This is a genomic window from Methylophaga sp. UBA3613, assembly GCF_002375415.1.
In the GTDB taxonomy this organism is placed as follows: domain Bacteria; phylum Pseudomonadota; class Gammaproteobacteria; order Nitrosococcales; family Methylophagaceae; genus Methylophaga.
This window is the reverse complement of sequence record NZ_DFLS01000005.1, coordinates 142091-156223: the sequence shown is the minus strand read 5'-3', so window position 1 is coordinate 156223 and position 14133 is coordinate 142091. Positions and strand designations below refer to the sequence as shown.

General features: G+C 41.1%; 11 protein-coding genes. 3 read left to right on the top strand and 8 right to left on the bottom strand.

What is annotated here, in order from left to right; translation table 11 throughout:
• The first annotated feature begins 109 nt into the window (after positions 1 to 109).
• Positions 110 to 3373 (top strand): EAL domain-containing protein, encoded by a 3264-nt coding sequence (locus B3S93_RS05730; protein ID WP_292403720.1) that lies wholly within the window; start codon positions 110 to 112, stop codon positions 3371 to 3373.
• A 46-nt stretch (positions 3374 to 3419) separates the two neighbouring features.
• Here the strand turns inward: B3S93_RS05730 and B3S93_RS15650 are convergent, their stop codons facing one another.
• The 6 genes from B3S93_RS15650 to B3S93_RS05700 all read right to left on the bottom strand — a co-directional run bounded on the left by B3S93_RS15650 (position 3420) and on the right by B3S93_RS05700 (position 9869).
• A complete protein-coding gene (locus tag B3S93_RS15650) occupies positions 3420 to 3677 on the bottom strand; it encodes a hypothetical protein (protein ID WP_422655710.1) in 258 nt (85 codons plus the stop codon).
• A gap of 229 nt (positions 3678 to 3906) precedes the next feature.
• The gene (locus B3S93_RS05720) at positions 3907 to 4245 is read right to left on the bottom strand and encodes a hypothetical protein (RefSeq protein ID WP_292403722.1); all 339 of its coding nucleotides are present in this window, start codon (positions 4243 to 4245) and stop codon (positions 3907 to 3909) included.
• A gap of 59 nt (positions 4246 to 4304) precedes the next feature.
• Positions 4305 to 5420, bottom strand: coding sequence for an AAA family ATPase (locus tag B3S93_RS05715; protein ID WP_292403725.1), 1116 nt, complete (start codon positions 5418 to 5420; stop codon positions 4305 to 4307).
• Between the two features lie 33 nt (positions 5421 to 5453).
• Entirely contained in the window at positions 5454 to 5942 is a 489-nt protein-coding gene (locus tag B3S93_RS05710) for an LAGLIDADG family homing endonuclease (RefSeq protein WP_292403729.1), read from the bottom strand.
• Positions 5943 to 5993: 51 nt separating this feature from the next.
• Positions 5994 to 6224, bottom strand: coding sequence for a helix-turn-helix domain-containing protein (locus B3S93_RS05705; protein WP_292403731.1), 231 nt, complete (start codon positions 6222 to 6224; stop codon positions 5994 to 5996).
• A 429-nt stretch (positions 6225 to 6653) separates the two neighbouring features.
• Positions 6654 to 9869 carry a type I restriction endonuclease subunit R gene (locus B3S93_RS05700; RefSeq protein WP_292403733.1) on the bottom strand — a complete coding sequence of 1072 codons (3216 nt, stop codon included), beginning with the start codon at positions 9867 to 9869 and terminating at the stop codon, positions 6654 to 6656.
• A 197-nt stretch (positions 9870 to 10066) separates the two neighbouring features.
• On the opposite strand from B3S93_RS05700, the gene B3S93_RS05695 reads away from it, so the two are divergent.
• Both B3S93_RS05695 and B3S93_RS05690 read left to right on the top strand, forming a co-directional pair.
• Positions 10067 to 10519, top strand: a complete 453-nt coding sequence (locus B3S93_RS05695; RefSeq protein ID WP_292403735.1) for a helix-turn-helix domain-containing protein — start codon at positions 10067 to 10069, stop codon at positions 10517 to 10519.
• A gap of 5 nt (positions 10520 to 10524) precedes the next feature.
• On the top strand, positions 10525 to 11091 hold the full coding sequence (locus B3S93_RS05690) for a PIN domain-containing protein (protein ID WP_292403738.1): 567 nt from the start codon (positions 10525 to 10527) through the stop codon (positions 11089 to 11091).
• A gap of 43 nt (positions 11092 to 11134) precedes the next feature.
• Here the strand turns inward: B3S93_RS05690 and B3S93_RS05685 are convergent, their stop codons facing one another.
• A complete protein-coding gene (locus B3S93_RS05685; RefSeq protein WP_292403740.1) occupies positions 11135 to 12514 on the bottom strand; it encodes a restriction endonuclease subunit S in 1380 nt (459 codons plus the stop codon).
• Positions 12504 to 14075 (bottom strand): type I restriction-modification system subunit M, encoded by a 1572-nt coding sequence (locus tag B3S93_RS05680; protein ID WP_292403743.1) that lies wholly within the window; start codon positions 14073 to 14075, stop codon positions 12504 to 12506. The genes B3S93_RS05685 and B3S93_RS05680 overlap by 11 nt, the downstream gene beginning before the upstream one ends.
• Positions 14076 to 14133 lie beyond the last annotated feature (58 nt).

The window sequence follows — 14133 nt, the reverse complement described above, 5'->3', positions numbered from 1 at the left end:
AAGTGATCCAAATGATGTAAATTGTTACAAGAGAGCTCTATCTCACAATAGATATAAAAAAACTTAGATTCATAATAATTAGAGTTCCGAATGGTACTGGGGAATAAAAATGATTAAACCACCTGTTCCTGATAATGAAAAAAATAGACTACAGGCGCTTATTGACTTGGGGCTTTTGGATTCAGCGGCTGAAGAACGGTTTGACCAACTGACTCGTATAGCTGCAAGTTATTTTAATGTAAAAATATGTTTGGTTTCATTGGTCGATATTGATAGGCAATGGTTTAAGTCAAAAGTTGGTTTGGATGCATGTGAGACTTCTAGGGATATTTCATTTTGTGGGCATGCTATTTTGCAAAATGAAATTATGATGATCCCAGATAGCCGTAAAGATCATCGTTTTCAGAATAATCCACTTGTGACTGGTGAGCCGCATGTAATTTTCTATGCTGGAGCACCATTATCCACTAAGGATGACTACAAAGTTGGTACATTATGTTTAATTGATGATAAACCCCGCACTTTGGATTCAAAACAACTTGCTGCACTTCGTGATTTTGCTGATGTAATTGAGCGAGAAATAAATAATTTATCTCACAGACAAATAGAGCTAGAGCGAGAAGAGTTTGCTGTTCGAACTCAGCGTATGCTAGCCGTTTTTCCAGATATTGTTTTTATCATCACAAATGACTTTAGATATGTAGCCTCCAACAATCATCAAGATTTATATCTTTCTCAAGCTGAATTTATTGGACGAAAGGTAAGTGAAATATTACCTCATGATATTGCTTTGTTATTTGAAAACTCCATAAACCAAGCATTTGAAACAAATGAATTGGTAGCATTTCATTACATCTTGCAGATAGCTGAGGTACAAAAATATTTCGAGGCAAGAGCTAAGCGGATTAGTGCGACAGAAGCTTTGGTAGTCGTAAGGAACACGACTGAAGATCATGCACGCATGGCTGAGTTAGAACGGCTATCTATGGTCGCACAGCAAACAACAAATGCTGTAATCATTACAGATATTGATAAAAAAGTGTTGTGGGTCAATGACGCTTTTGAAAAAATTTCAGGATATTCTTTAGATGAAATTATAGGGAAGTCGCCGGGAGCCGTTCTTCAAGGATCAGAGACCAATTCCGAAACCATTAGAACTATGCGGGAAGCATATAAGAATCAGGAAAGTTATTCTGTCGACATTATTAACTACAACAAAAATGGAAATCCTTATTGGGTTCGTATCGTATGTAATCCATGGTTTGATAACTCAGGTGAGCTCAAAGGTTATATTGCTATTCAATCGGATATAAATCAGGAAATCGAAAATATTCAACAAATACAGCGGAATCAAACATTATTGAACGCTGTAATCGATGCCAACTCAATCGGAATCTGGATCCTAAATTTACAGACGCGCACGCTTGAAATCAATGAAAATTGGGCAAAACTACTTGGTTATACACTCCAGGAATTAATGCCCGTTAACATGGATACTTGGCAAAACCTCACTCACCCTGATGACTTAAAAAAATGCCTCAAAATGTTTGAGGACTACGATAAAGGATTAATCAACTATTACGAATCCCCAATCAGAATGAAACACAAGAAAGGGGAGTGGGTTTGGATTAGAACAAGGGGGAGTATCACCACCAGAACTGAAGATGGTAAAGCAGAGTTTACACTAGGCACCCACCTAGATATTAATGCTCAAATGATTGCGGAAGCCAATTTAAAAGAGCAGTACGATTACATGCAAATGATTTTTGAGAACATGATTGATGGTGTCGTAATCGTTGATTTTAATAGGAAAATTCAATTATTCAACCCATCTTCAGAATTGATCTTTGGCTATTCTCATAAAGAAATGATCAATCAAAATATTAAAATATTACTCCCCGATTTTGATGAGATCCCACACGATGGGCGGCTTCAATACACTGAGGCTAATCGTAAAAATGGTGAAGCTTTTCCGATGGAAATTGGAATTGTTGAGAGCAAATACAACCGTGAGACAATTTTCGTGGGTATGTTCAGGGATGTAACTGAACGTAAAAATGCTGAAGAGGCTATTCACAAATTAGCTTATTTTGATGGACTTTCAGGGCTTCCAAACCGACGGTTAATGTTTGACCGTCTACAGCAAGCATTATTGAAAAGTGTTCGGCATGAAACACACATGGCGATAATCTTCATCGATTTTGATAACTTCAAACAAATCAACGACAGCCTCGGTCATGATGTGGGCGATTTATTACTCAAACAAATTTCTATACGCTTAAGTACATTAGTTAGGGAAAGCGACACTGTAGCCCGTTTGGGTGGTGATGAATTTATACTTATATTAGAGGATTTAGACTCTCAACTTGATATAGCTCTTTCTCAAGCTGAAAGTGTAGCTGAAGGGGTTAAGGCGCAGCTTAATAAACCTTATGAACTTAATGGAACTGTCTATGCTGGATCATGTTCGATTGGAATTGCGATTGCCGATGAACAGTCAATTACAGCTTCCGAGCTACTTAAGCAAGCAGATTTAGCAATGTACCAGGCTAAACTTGCAGGTAAAAATGCCATAAAGTTTTTCTCTGTCGAAATGCAAGAAAAAGTTAACATCCGTATGAGGCTTGAACAAGATCTTCGAACAACTTTGTTAAATGAGGATTTTGAACTTTTTTATCAGCCTCAAGTTGATAAAAATGGTAAACGTATCGGAGCTGAGGCGTTATTACGTTGGAAGCATCCAGAACAAGGCATGATTTCTCCAATGCAATTTATTCCAATTGCCGAGGAAAGTGGATTAATCATTCCAATCGGTCGCTGGGTTTTAAAGCAAGCATGTCAAAGTTTAGTTCGTTGGGCAGAAAACCCAGTTCTCGTTGATGTGATTTTGGCGGTAAACATCAGTGTGGTTGAGCTTAGTCAAGATGACTGGGTAGATAGTGTACTGAATACACTTCAAGTTACGGGGGCAAACCCATCCAAATTGAAACTTGAGGTAACTGAAAGCGTTATGGCTTTTGATATTGAAATGGTAATAACCAAATTAACGGTATTGCGTAAAAAGGGGATCTCTATAGCTCTTGATGATTTTGGTACAGGCTATTCGTCTCTAACATACTTGAAAAGCCTGCCTTTAAATCAACTCAAAATTGACCAAAGCTTTGTAAGGGACATTCTGGTTGATCCTAATGATTTGGCTATTGCCGAAACCATTATCAATTTAGCTTACATGATGGATTTGGACGTGATTGCAGAGGGTGTGGAAACTGAAGAACAGCTCAAAATACTTAAAGACAAGGGGTGTAAGTCATTCCAAGGATATTTATTTGGTAGGCCTGAACCAATAGAGGCTTTTGAACAGACTTTTATTTGATCTGATTTCTGTAACCAACATGGGATGCTGTAAGCATCCCTGTTGTTTAAAGTTGAATTATTATTATGCCTTTTGTTTTGTCCGCCGGCGCATCGCTATAAATCCTACTATTCCAGATCCAAATAACCATATTGCTGCTGGCAATGGCACTTCTGATGGGGGTAAAAAAACCAAGTAGCGAAGAAGTAGCAAAGTTTTGATTATTAACATTCTGAAGTAACTCGTTAGATGTGCCATTTGAGCTTAGGAAACCAAGCATCTGCAATTTGTAATTAACTCCTTTTGAATCTGGAAAATCCGGCATGAAATAGCCCTAAGCAGAATCTCCTGCACTTTAGTTTAAGAGAAAATTCTAATTTTGAACTCAGTTATTTATTGGGGGGATTGCACAAACACTAATGATTAGAGCTAGTCTATGTAATCACTGTTTACGATTTTAATAGTTTGGTTACTCGGTAAAACTGTGTAGTGGTTAACTATATGTCACCATATAAAATATCTTCACATTAACTATCGTTCAGTTGTCATCTAGCTCACTCGAAAATAGAATATTTAAAGCTGACAATACCTCTAGATTCATCAGAGAAAAGTTCTTTTTGAATGCGGGCTTTACCGAATATTTGATATAAAACGTGCAGTCCATCTTCACAAGGATGTCCCGGTTCACCCAGCATAGAGTACATAGAACCGGATTTGGTTTTACCAAATCTTTTCTCCTCGTCCAACTCTACAATGAGTGTGCTGAAACGAGCCAGTCGATCATTCAAGCTATAGCCAATGAAAAATTCTCCTGACTCTCCAGATGGCAAGTTTAAACAGATGATATTCCAGTTAATCAATTGAATATCTGAACGGGGCAAACCAATCAGCATTACTTTCTCCTTGTGAGTAATAGTTGTCTGCTCTAGCAGGTGTTTTTTATTATCTCCTCTCAGATTTCGGCCAAAAACCCGATGCCCCTTACTTTTGGCTTGGTTAATGAGGGTGAGACATCTTTTGGTAGAATCACGATAGGTTTAACTTTAGCTTTTGAACGCTGTACTGCATTCGCCATAGCATTTTCAAGCTGGATCCTTGCTATACGAGGAGATACAGTTACAAGCTTATTAATAACTTTTAAATCGAGCTCAACAGCAAAGTGCTCTCCCCAGGGTTCCAGTAACAGCTCAGTGTAAATGGAGTGGATAATGGCTATTGATTGCTCATTGGTTGGCAGAGAGATCTTTATCTCTAACATCCGAGATCTAATCGGTTCGGGGATTCTCTCGGGATAATTCGCAGACGCTATCCAAATGATTGAGCTGACATCAAAAGGAATTTCCAGGTACTCATCAATAAATCTTTTAGCGGTGTGCTTTTCTAAAAGACTGTACATTGGCCCCATCGGATCGTGTCTCGTATCAACCGATGCTTTATCCAGTTCATCCAACATAATAATGGGATTGGCAAAACGGCTAGATCGGATGCTGTTGCTGATAAAACCCGGTTTGCTGTCACTCCATGAACTGGCACCGCCTGCAACGACAAAGCCTGATGACACTGTAGAGTAATCAAGCGAATAAAAGTCTGTACCTAATACTGATGCCAGCTCGGAAATAAATCGTGTTTTGCCTACACCGGGGGGGCCAGATAATAACAGGGGAGGCATTGAAAACAGGTTGGGCGTCACTAAGCTTCCCAGTAAACATGCATTTTTACAAATATTGATAACGTCACTGAAATTACCAAACTGTTTGGCAAGGTCATCAAGCTTATGAATTACCTCAGGTTCGGGAGTAGCTAAAGGCTTATGGTTAGGCTCTTTTAGTAGAGCCCGCAGAATCATTTTTCGTTTGCCGCTGGTTTCATTGTCGTACACACGATTGACTAGGGATTTGTCATAAATAACCTTATGGTTTTTTGCTGACAAGGCCTCTTGTTCCAACATCTCATCATAAGATTCTTCATCAAAAAACTTGGGAGGTTGAGTCTTATTGGCTTCTGCTTTATCAATTAATTTTTGTAACGTGGACTTATCCATAATTATTCTCGGTAAAAATTTTTGCATACTCCAACCACCCGGCTGGGGTATGTGAAAAACTCATTTCAGCCGTGAGATCTTCTGTGCCCATTTTTCGCGAATTTTGTAAATTTCCGGTGGCCATCCTTTAGCCCCTGGACGCTTGCCCATGAGACCTTCCTCCCACATGGCAAATACCGCATCTGCTTCATGACTTTTTCGCTTCAAAAATGGACGGACTTTACGAATGACATTAAGCGCATGGTGACTATCGAATACCAACGCATAACTTTGTCGATTCATTTTTTCGGTTCTAACCCCTTTTGTGATTGCCCCAGACTCATCGATTACTCTCTTAAAATGCTCAAGTACTTCCAGATTGTTTTGTGTGATTGCAACTTTCACCCGATGTGTAATCGTGTCGTAGCCTTTACGAGTCTGACGAGCAATTCCTATCCAGCCTTCACCATCAATGAATCCTGCAGCCCATGCCAAATCCAGCATCTTCTGAATTGATTCATCACGTGAATGGTCTGTTGAATTAACCGGTGAAGTCATTAATATACTCATTGAGTACCTCTCTAGGCAAAAATAAAGACGAATGCTTTCGTCTTATGGTTGCTAAATGTACTCTATGTGTACTTTGTTGTCAAGTAATCTGTATTTGATTTTATGTTTAATACAAAATAGCTCTAGCAACCCTTCCGTCATAGCCCGATGGTTTTCTTTGCCTTTATCAATTTCCCAGTTCTGCCAAGTCCTTCGGTTTACCAATACTGTTTTACCAGCATCTTCTTGAGTAAGCCCAAGGCTTTTGCGTAATTTCCTTAATTGGTCAGGTTCAATCGGCATAGAGTAGTTACTTTAAATATACGACAGAGTTTCATTATACCCACAAGGATAATCAATGCATTGAATACAGACACACCATATATAAGTAATGGGTCTAGTCAAAGTGCTTCTCAGAGTGTCTTCATAGCCAGTATGGATTGAATCTTTAATGGACAGTTAAAGAGCCCAGGACATCCCAAAAGCTATATGTGATTGCTGATTAGCAACGTGAAAAGCCTTTTGTTTTAATTCAGTGGGATTTTCATTTGGCGTCATATTGTTTACTCGATAGACATTATTTTTGATCATGTTCGATATACGATAGTGCGTTATGACGATAATTTTTATTAAAGCACAACTACCCATATTTAGGCAGTTAAATCCCCAAACCTTTACTAATTGTTCCAATATGAGCAGTTGGGATGTAAAGTTAAATTTAGAATGAGCGTATCACTTTAAAAACTTTTTAAAATTTTCAGCCTGCTCGAAAATCTCTTTGTATACTTCATCCCGATCCACTGGTGGATACCCGTGTTGTGCCAGCACCAATATCAAACCCACTTTCAGCTCTGCCTTGATGTCCTCTCGTTGATTCCAATCGGTATAGCGAACCTTATCCTTTACAACATCTTTAACAGCTTTGGCTAAGGTGATGAGTTTGTCTTCGGGATAGTTGAAATCATATTTTAGTGCCAAACTTTTAAGGATGTCATAAAAGGCTTTTTCTTCGAGATCGATCCCAAGATCGGTAAATGAATCACGCTCTTTTTTCAGAGCATGGATGAGATCAATAATTTCATCTGAAAAGTCCTCGAGTACATTACTAACCAGTACATCATCTTCTTTACGCTCATTGTAGTGTTCAACAAGGGCTTGCAGTTTTTTGGAGAAATCTACGCCCTTAGTCTTATTAATCTTTTTGAAATCTTCGATGGCTTTAGCAAGCAGTTTTTGGAGTAGCTTTATTTTCGTATTGGGTAATTTTATCTTTTCGATTTTGGCGAGATAGTCATCATCGAAAATATCAGTGCTTCCTTCACCATCCTCGCCCATTTTAAAAATTTCTTCGACACCATCACTCTGCAACGCTTCGGTGATCATTTGGCGAACCTTGGCATTCATCTGGGCAATATCGGGGGCATCCCCTCTGGTGAGCTTAAAGACGATGGATCTTACTGCGATATATAAATGAATCTGATCCCGTTCGGCCTGGCTGACTCCTTCTGAACCACTGCAAATGTCGTAGGCAGCTTTAAGACGCTTCACCAAATGCATAAACCGTTTTTCAAATTTATCGGTGATTTGAACAAATTCAGCCGCCAGGTTAAGGCAACCCAACTGTTCAACCGGACTCCCCTCAAAGTAGGGTGATTTATCAAAGGAATGAAACATTTTGCCGATCAAATCCAGATGATCTTTAACCACGACAATAGACTGGTTTATTTCTTCAATATTTTGCTGATCAGCTTTGTTGTAATGAGCCAAAGCCAGGTTCATCTGTTTTTTAATGCCAATGTAATCAACGACCAGACCTTTCTCTTTACCCTCAAACTTGCGGTTAACTCTTGAAATAGTCTGGATCAAGTTATGTCGCTGAATCGGCTTATCGATATACATCGTGTCCAAAAAAGGTACATCAAAACCGGTTAACCACATATCCACGACGATAGCGATTTTAAAATTGGATTTGGCATTCTTGAATTGACGATCCAGTTCTTTCCGATCGTCTTTATTACCAAGCAAATCATAAAGTGCTTTTGGATCATCCTTGCTACGGGTCATGATCATTTTTATGCGCTCTATCGGCTTGATGGTTTTCTGTTCTTGCTCGGTGAGCTCAACGCCTTCTTCACTGGCAAGTACTTCATTCCATTGGGGCCGAAGTTTGATCACTTCCTGAAAAAATGCATAAGCTATATCCCGTTTGCTACAGACAAACATGGCTTTGCCTTTTAAAGTCGCACCTTCTTCTAATCGCCGTTCATAGTGGTGCACAAAATCAATGGCCAAAGCCCTTAAGCGATCTGGATCCCCCAATATCGCTGTCATATTGGCACTGGCTTTTTTGCTTTCTTCGATTTGGTAATCGCTGGCACCATCTTCGGCACACACAGCATAGTAGGCTTCGATTTCTTCCAGTTTTTTATTATCGAGAATGACTTTAGCTGCACGACCTTCGTAAACAATCCGCACGGTGATTTCATCCTTCACCGATTCCGTCATGGTGTAGCTATCAATTACTTCGCCAAACACATCCAGCGTGGCGTCAATAGGCGTACCGGTAAAGCCAACATATGTGGCATTGGGCAGCGAGTCATGCAGGTACTTCGCAAAGCCAAAGGTGCGTTTAACGCCTTTATCGGTGACACGAATTTTTTGATCCAGATTTATCTGGCTTCGATGCGCCTCATCGGAAATACAAATCACATTGCTGCGATCCGTTAAAAGCTGTGTGTCTTCGGTGAATTTATGGATGGTCGTTAAAAACACACCGCCACTGCTGCGCCCTTGAAGTAACTCTCTTAATTGGGATCGGCTCTCGACACTAACGACGGTTTGATCGCCAATATAGTTTTTCGCATCCGTAAATTGAATTGAGAGCTGATCATCAAGATCCGTCCGGTCGGTAATTAAAACAATGGTTGGGCTTTCAAACGCCAGGCTTTTCATCAGCTGGCGAGTTAGAAAAAGCATGGTAAAGCTCTTACCGCAGCCGGTCGCCCCGAAGTAGGTACCACCTTTACCATCACCATGCGGTTTTCGGTGTTCGAGAATATTTTGATACAGCTTATTGGTGGCGTAAAACTGTGGATAGCGGCAAACCACTTTCATTTCATGCTTGGATGTATCCGGGAAGTAAATAAAATGACGGATGACTTGTCGGAGTCGATCCTGATTAAACAGTCCCTCGATCATCGTGTGCAAGCTGTTGATGCCATCCTGACCGATTTCTTCGTTCCCAGTAACTTTGCGCCAGGTATAGAAAAACTCATAAGGTGCAAACAAAGAACCCATCTTACTGTTCACACCATCACTAATAACGCAGAGAGCGTTATATTTCATCAATTCCGGTATGTCACGCGTATAACGAGTCGTGAGCTGAACATACGCATCATGCAACGTGGCTTCTTCACGAATCGCACTTTTAAACTCAAACACAACTAAAGGCAGACCATTGATATACAAAATGCCATCGGGGATACGTTTTTCAGTGCCGAAAATTTCCAGCTGATTGACCAGTTTGAAAATGTTCTGATTTCCATAGCTACCCTTATCATCCGCAATTATCGTATCGACTTCACCTTCCTTTGGTAGACGCATCTCCGACAGACCTTGGTAATCTATCAATTGGATATACAGATCTTTCTGGCTGCGATCTTCGCGTTTCAGTAAGAAACCATCAGCCACCATTTTATGAATGGTTTTGTTTGATTCATATAGATCAGCAGAAGAGAGTAACTCAAGACGACGAACGATTGAGTCTATCTCAGCTTCAGTAATGCCATCTGAAGCATAACGATGGTTCAGGTAATGAATAAGGTCAGCTTTAATCAGTACTTCACCAGGCTGACGAATAAACGTATTACCCTGAAAATGTGGATAACCTTGCTCCGCCAACAAAGTAATAATTGCCTGCTCAAGTTTTTCTTCTGTGAACCTACTCATTCCATGTCCCTGTTACCGGCACTGTTATTTCAAAGGCATATTACCTGTTTTGTTCAAAAGCACGAAACTTGCCCGAGCATCGCAGACTCAAAGGTGTGTTTCGATTATTTTGAGTATTTCGTTTATTTCGAATATGATGCCCTTATAGCAGTTATGCAGCTACTAGATAGAAAGACAACTAACTACCGAGAAACACCATGAGTGCTGAAAAAATAATTCATCTACCGAATGCCGCCGAAGTTGAGGCTGCCAAGACGTCCAGCAGAACGCTTTCTAAGTATGCCGATGCCGACCGCGTGCAAATGTCATTGCGTGGCAGTAATGGTGAAGCTGACGAGTTGGTCTTGCCTGGTCATGTGTTACAGATAATGCTTGAAGTGCTGTCTGAAATGTCCAAAGGCAATGCCATTAGTTTGATCCCTCATCATCAGGAAATCAGCACCCAAGAAGCAGCTAATTTACTGAATGTCAGCCGGCCTTATCTGGTGCAGTTATTAGAAAAAGGCGAACTGCCTTTTCGACTGGTCGGTTCACACCGTCGCGTTCGGCTCACAGATCTGATGGAATATAAGGCAAATATCGATAAGCAAAGAACACAAGCTTTGGATGCGCTGGCAGCACTTTCTCAAGAAGACAACATGGGCTATTAAACCACGTGAGCAAATTTACCGTCGTGCTTGATGCCTGTGTGCTTTATCCTGCGCCATTGCGGGATTTACTGATGCGGCTAGCACTGACAGATCTGTTCAAAGCCTACTGGACCGACCAGATCCATGAAGAATGGATCAACGCATTACTGAGACAGGGTAAATTTACACGAGAAAAACTGGAGCAAGTTAGAGACTTGATGGATGCCCATGTACGGGATGCCAAAGTGACCGGCTATGAAAACCTAATTGACACATTAGCGCTCCCGGATCCTGATGATCGTCATGTTTTGGCGGCAGCGATTCGCTGTAATGCCGATGCAATTATCACGTTTAATGCCAAAGATTTTCCGGAATCAGCGTTAAAGCCCTATGGTATTGATGTGTTGCACCCGGATGACTTTATCTACTATCAAATTGATCTGGCCCCACCGGTATGTTGTAGCGCGATCAAAAATCAGCGTATGGCATTAAAAAATCCACCGATCGAACTTGAAGACTTTCTCAACACACTTCAAAAGCAGCAACTGCCACAGACGGTTTCGATACTAAAAGATTATTCAGATTTTCTATGATTTAGAGCTTCAGCAGCTTGGTCGGCCAGTAAATAAAAAACGATTATGCTTCAGCCAACTGCTTGTCAATAATTGATGCAACTTCGGGCACACGTAATTCACCGGAAAGAAGTTTGGGGATAAGCGTGTTGCGTATATTTGACAGTGAATCGCACTGAAACTGTTGCTCGGCGATACTTTGGAAAAAGGGTGAAACTAACTTATCGAATGCCTCAAGTAAATTTATAGCTGGATAAGTACATATCTGGTTTGCAACGACTTCCGGTCTTACTGCTGGATATGCACCACCATCAGCTAAATGCGCCAATGTATCAATGACGTCATCCTGCGTAAGAAAAAGGTAAACGAAAGTCCGATTGCTCATTACCTTGGGTCGCATAACAGCAAACCCAGTAAGGCCGTCTTGATTTACATATGCAAATGATCGATTGCCCGGACGTACAGTACCAATAATCGTGTCAAATTTACGAAGAATACGTTTTGCCCTGCTAGGAGCGTCTTGATCAGAGTAGATAGTTACCGAATCAACTTTTCCATTTTTAGTGTTGGCCAAGTCAACATATTTGATTGATTGGGGAAAATTTTTACTACTCCAAGACTCAGGATTTAAGTCAGCAATTTTTTGAATAGGCCCAACATTCCAACCATCTGGAACCCAACCCATTTCATCGGTTAGGACAAAGCTATTAGGAAACTGTTGTTGCAGATCTTCAGGAAGTGATTTGCGTTGATCGCCGAGTGCTTTTCGGCTTTCAGCACCGGCTAGCAGTGGTTCGGGGACCGGATTGCCAGCAGCTAACGCGTTATCAATCACTGGATCAAAATCAACAAACCAGCTTTTAAATAAAGCCTGTGCCATCGCTTCCAGTGTAGAGTTCATTCGACGATTCAGCTCAATTTTATCGTCAAGTGATGAAAATATTGAAGCAATTTTCTTTTGTTCGAGAAGGCTTGGGTAGTGAACATTAACGGTTGCCAAATCAGAGCCACGAATACCTGCTTGGCCTGCACCTTGCTCTGTTATGCTCCAGATTTCAGCTCTACCAATAGGACTGTTGAAATAATAATAAAGATATTCTGGTGAAATTATTTCTTGGTTTGGTCTGACACGGATTAGATGTGATTCAAATAAAGTAGGTTCATCATCGCCTAGAAATATGGAACATTTTCCAGCACCCGATAATACTAATGACTGACGAGCAAATAATAAATCACCGGATTTTAGTAATGAGCTCTCTAATTCTTTTTCATTTGCGGGCACTCTGTCGCATTTGATGTTGAGCATGCGGCCATGTGCGAAAATTTCACCCATGTTTATGAATTTATATCCTTCACCACGGATGCTTTTTGGTTTAGTGAGTCCATTTCTTGAAGGGACAGAATAAAAATTACTTAATGGTGCCGTTAACCATTTAGTCCCCATAACCCAGTCCCTGCAAGTTTTTCTTAATCATTGAATCAAGCTTTTCAGCCTCTGCCATCTGCTTAAATAAGGTCTGGCTGAGTTCGGCCATCTTAGTTTCAAAAGCAATACCATCATCTTCAATATCTGCCCCACCTACATAGCGGCCGGGCGTCAGCACATAGTCATTGGTTTTAATGTCATTAAGCGTGGCGGATTTACAAAAACCAGGTACGTCTCGGTAGTCGCCATCTTTCGCTTCACCGCGCCAGGCATGATAGGTGCGGGTGATTTCGGCAATATCATCTGTGGTGAGTTCTTTATGTACGCGGCTGATCATCGAACCCATATTACGGGCATCGATAAACAGGGTTTCACCACGGCGATCCCTAAAATGTTTGCGGTCATCCGAAAATTGCTGGGCGCGTTTATTTTTGGTGATAAACCATAAGCAAACTGGGATCTGTGTGGTGTAAAACAATTGGCCGGGTAGGGCGATCATGCAATCCACCAGATCATTCTCAACCAGTTTTTGTCGGATCTGACCTTCACCACTGGTATTAGTAGACATAGATCCGTTGGCAAGCACAAAACCGGCGATGCCGTTTTCTGACAGTTTGGAGATCATATGCAATATCCAGGCATAGTTGGCATTACCAACGGGAGGTACTTCGTAACCTGCCCAGCGTGGATCGTTAATCAATTCATCATTGCCGCGCCAAGCTTTAAGGTTAAAGGGCGGGTTAGCCAATATAAAGTCAGCTTTTAGATCTGGGTGCTGATCTTTGAAAAAGGTATCGGCCGGTACATCACCCAGATTGCTGGAGATGCCGCGGATCGCCAGGTTCATTTTTGCCAGTTTATAAGTCGTGGCAGTGTATTCTTGACCGTAAATGGAAACGTCTTTTTGATTGCCTTGATGGCTGTCGATAAATTTTATGGATTGCACAAACATGCCGCCGGAGCCACAGCAGGGGTCATAGATTTTGCCTTGATATGGCTCAATCATTTCTGCCAGCAGATTAACCACACATTTTGGGGTATAAAACTCACCGCCGCCTTTACCCTCGGTTGCAGCGAATTTTCCCAGAAAATATTCATATACCCGGCCAACCAGATCAGCTTCGTTATCACTGATGGTATCGATATTGTTTATCGAATCGATAAGGGCTGCCAACTTACTGGGATCCAACGCCATCCGTGAAAAGTAGTTATCAGGCAGGGCGCCTTTTAACGATGGGTTACTTTTTTCAACGGCATGCAGGGCAGTGTCGATCTTTACAGCGATGTCGTCTTGCTTGGCCTGCTTTTGAAGCGTGCTCCAGCGAGCATGTTCGGGGAGGTAAAAGACGTTTTTCATGGTGTAGAACTCCACCATGTCGAGATAATCCTGCTGACCGTCATCAATCAGTGTCTGTCGCCTTGCCTCAAACTTGTCACTGACAAATTTCAAAAATATCAGGCTCAACACGACATGTTTGTATTCAGATGACTCAACCGTGCCGCGCAGTTTATCGGCAGTATCCCAAAGCGTTTGTTCAAAGGTTTTAACGTTTTTTGTTGTGGTTTTCTTTTCGGCCATTGGCTGAGGGCATCCTTGGGTTTTCTTTCGAACAGAAGTATCTAAGCCGCTAATCTTG

What these genes read in the sequence shown, in the direction of transcription:
- B3S93_RS05680 (WP_292403743.1), bottom strand. Translation starts at nt 14,075, where the DNA reads ATGGCCGAAAAGAAAACCACAACAAAAAACGTTAAAACCTTTGAACAA.
- B3S93_RS05715 (WP_292403725.1), bottom strand. Translation starts at nt 5,420, where the DNA reads ATGCAAAAATTTTTACCGAGAATAATTATGGATAAGTCCACGTTACAA.
- B3S93_RS15650 (WP_422655710.1), bottom strand. Translation starts at nt 3,677, where the DNA reads ATGCCGGATTTTCCAGATTCAAAAGGAGTTAATTACAAATTGCAGATG.
- B3S93_RS05685 (WP_292403740.1), bottom strand. Translation starts at nt 12,514, where the DNA reads ATGGGGACTAAATGGTTAACGGCACCATTAAGTAATTTTTATTCTGTC.
- B3S93_RS05730 (WP_292403720.1), top strand. Translation starts at nt 110, where the DNA reads ATGATTAAACCACCTGTTCCTGATAATGAAAAAAATAGACTACAGGCG.
- B3S93_RS05695 (WP_292403735.1), top strand. Translation starts at nt 10,067, where the DNA reads ATGAGTGCTGAAAAAATAATTCATCTACCGAATGCCGCCGAAGTTGAG.
- B3S93_RS05700 (WP_292403733.1), bottom strand. Translation starts at nt 9,869, where the DNA reads ATGAGTAGGTTCACAGAAGAAAAACTTGAGCAGGCAATTATTACTTTG.
- B3S93_RS05705 (WP_292403731.1), bottom strand. Translation starts at nt 6,224, where the DNA reads ATGCCGATTGAACCTGACCAATTAAGGAAATTACGCAAAAGCCTTGGG.
- B3S93_RS05710 (WP_292403729.1), bottom strand. Translation starts at nt 5,942, where the DNA reads ATGAGTATATTAATGACTTCACCGGTTAATTCAACAGACCATTCACGT.
- B3S93_RS05720 (WP_292403722.1), bottom strand. Translation starts at nt 4,245, where the DNA reads ATGCTGATTGGTTTGCCCCGTTCAGATATTCAATTGATTAACTGGAAT.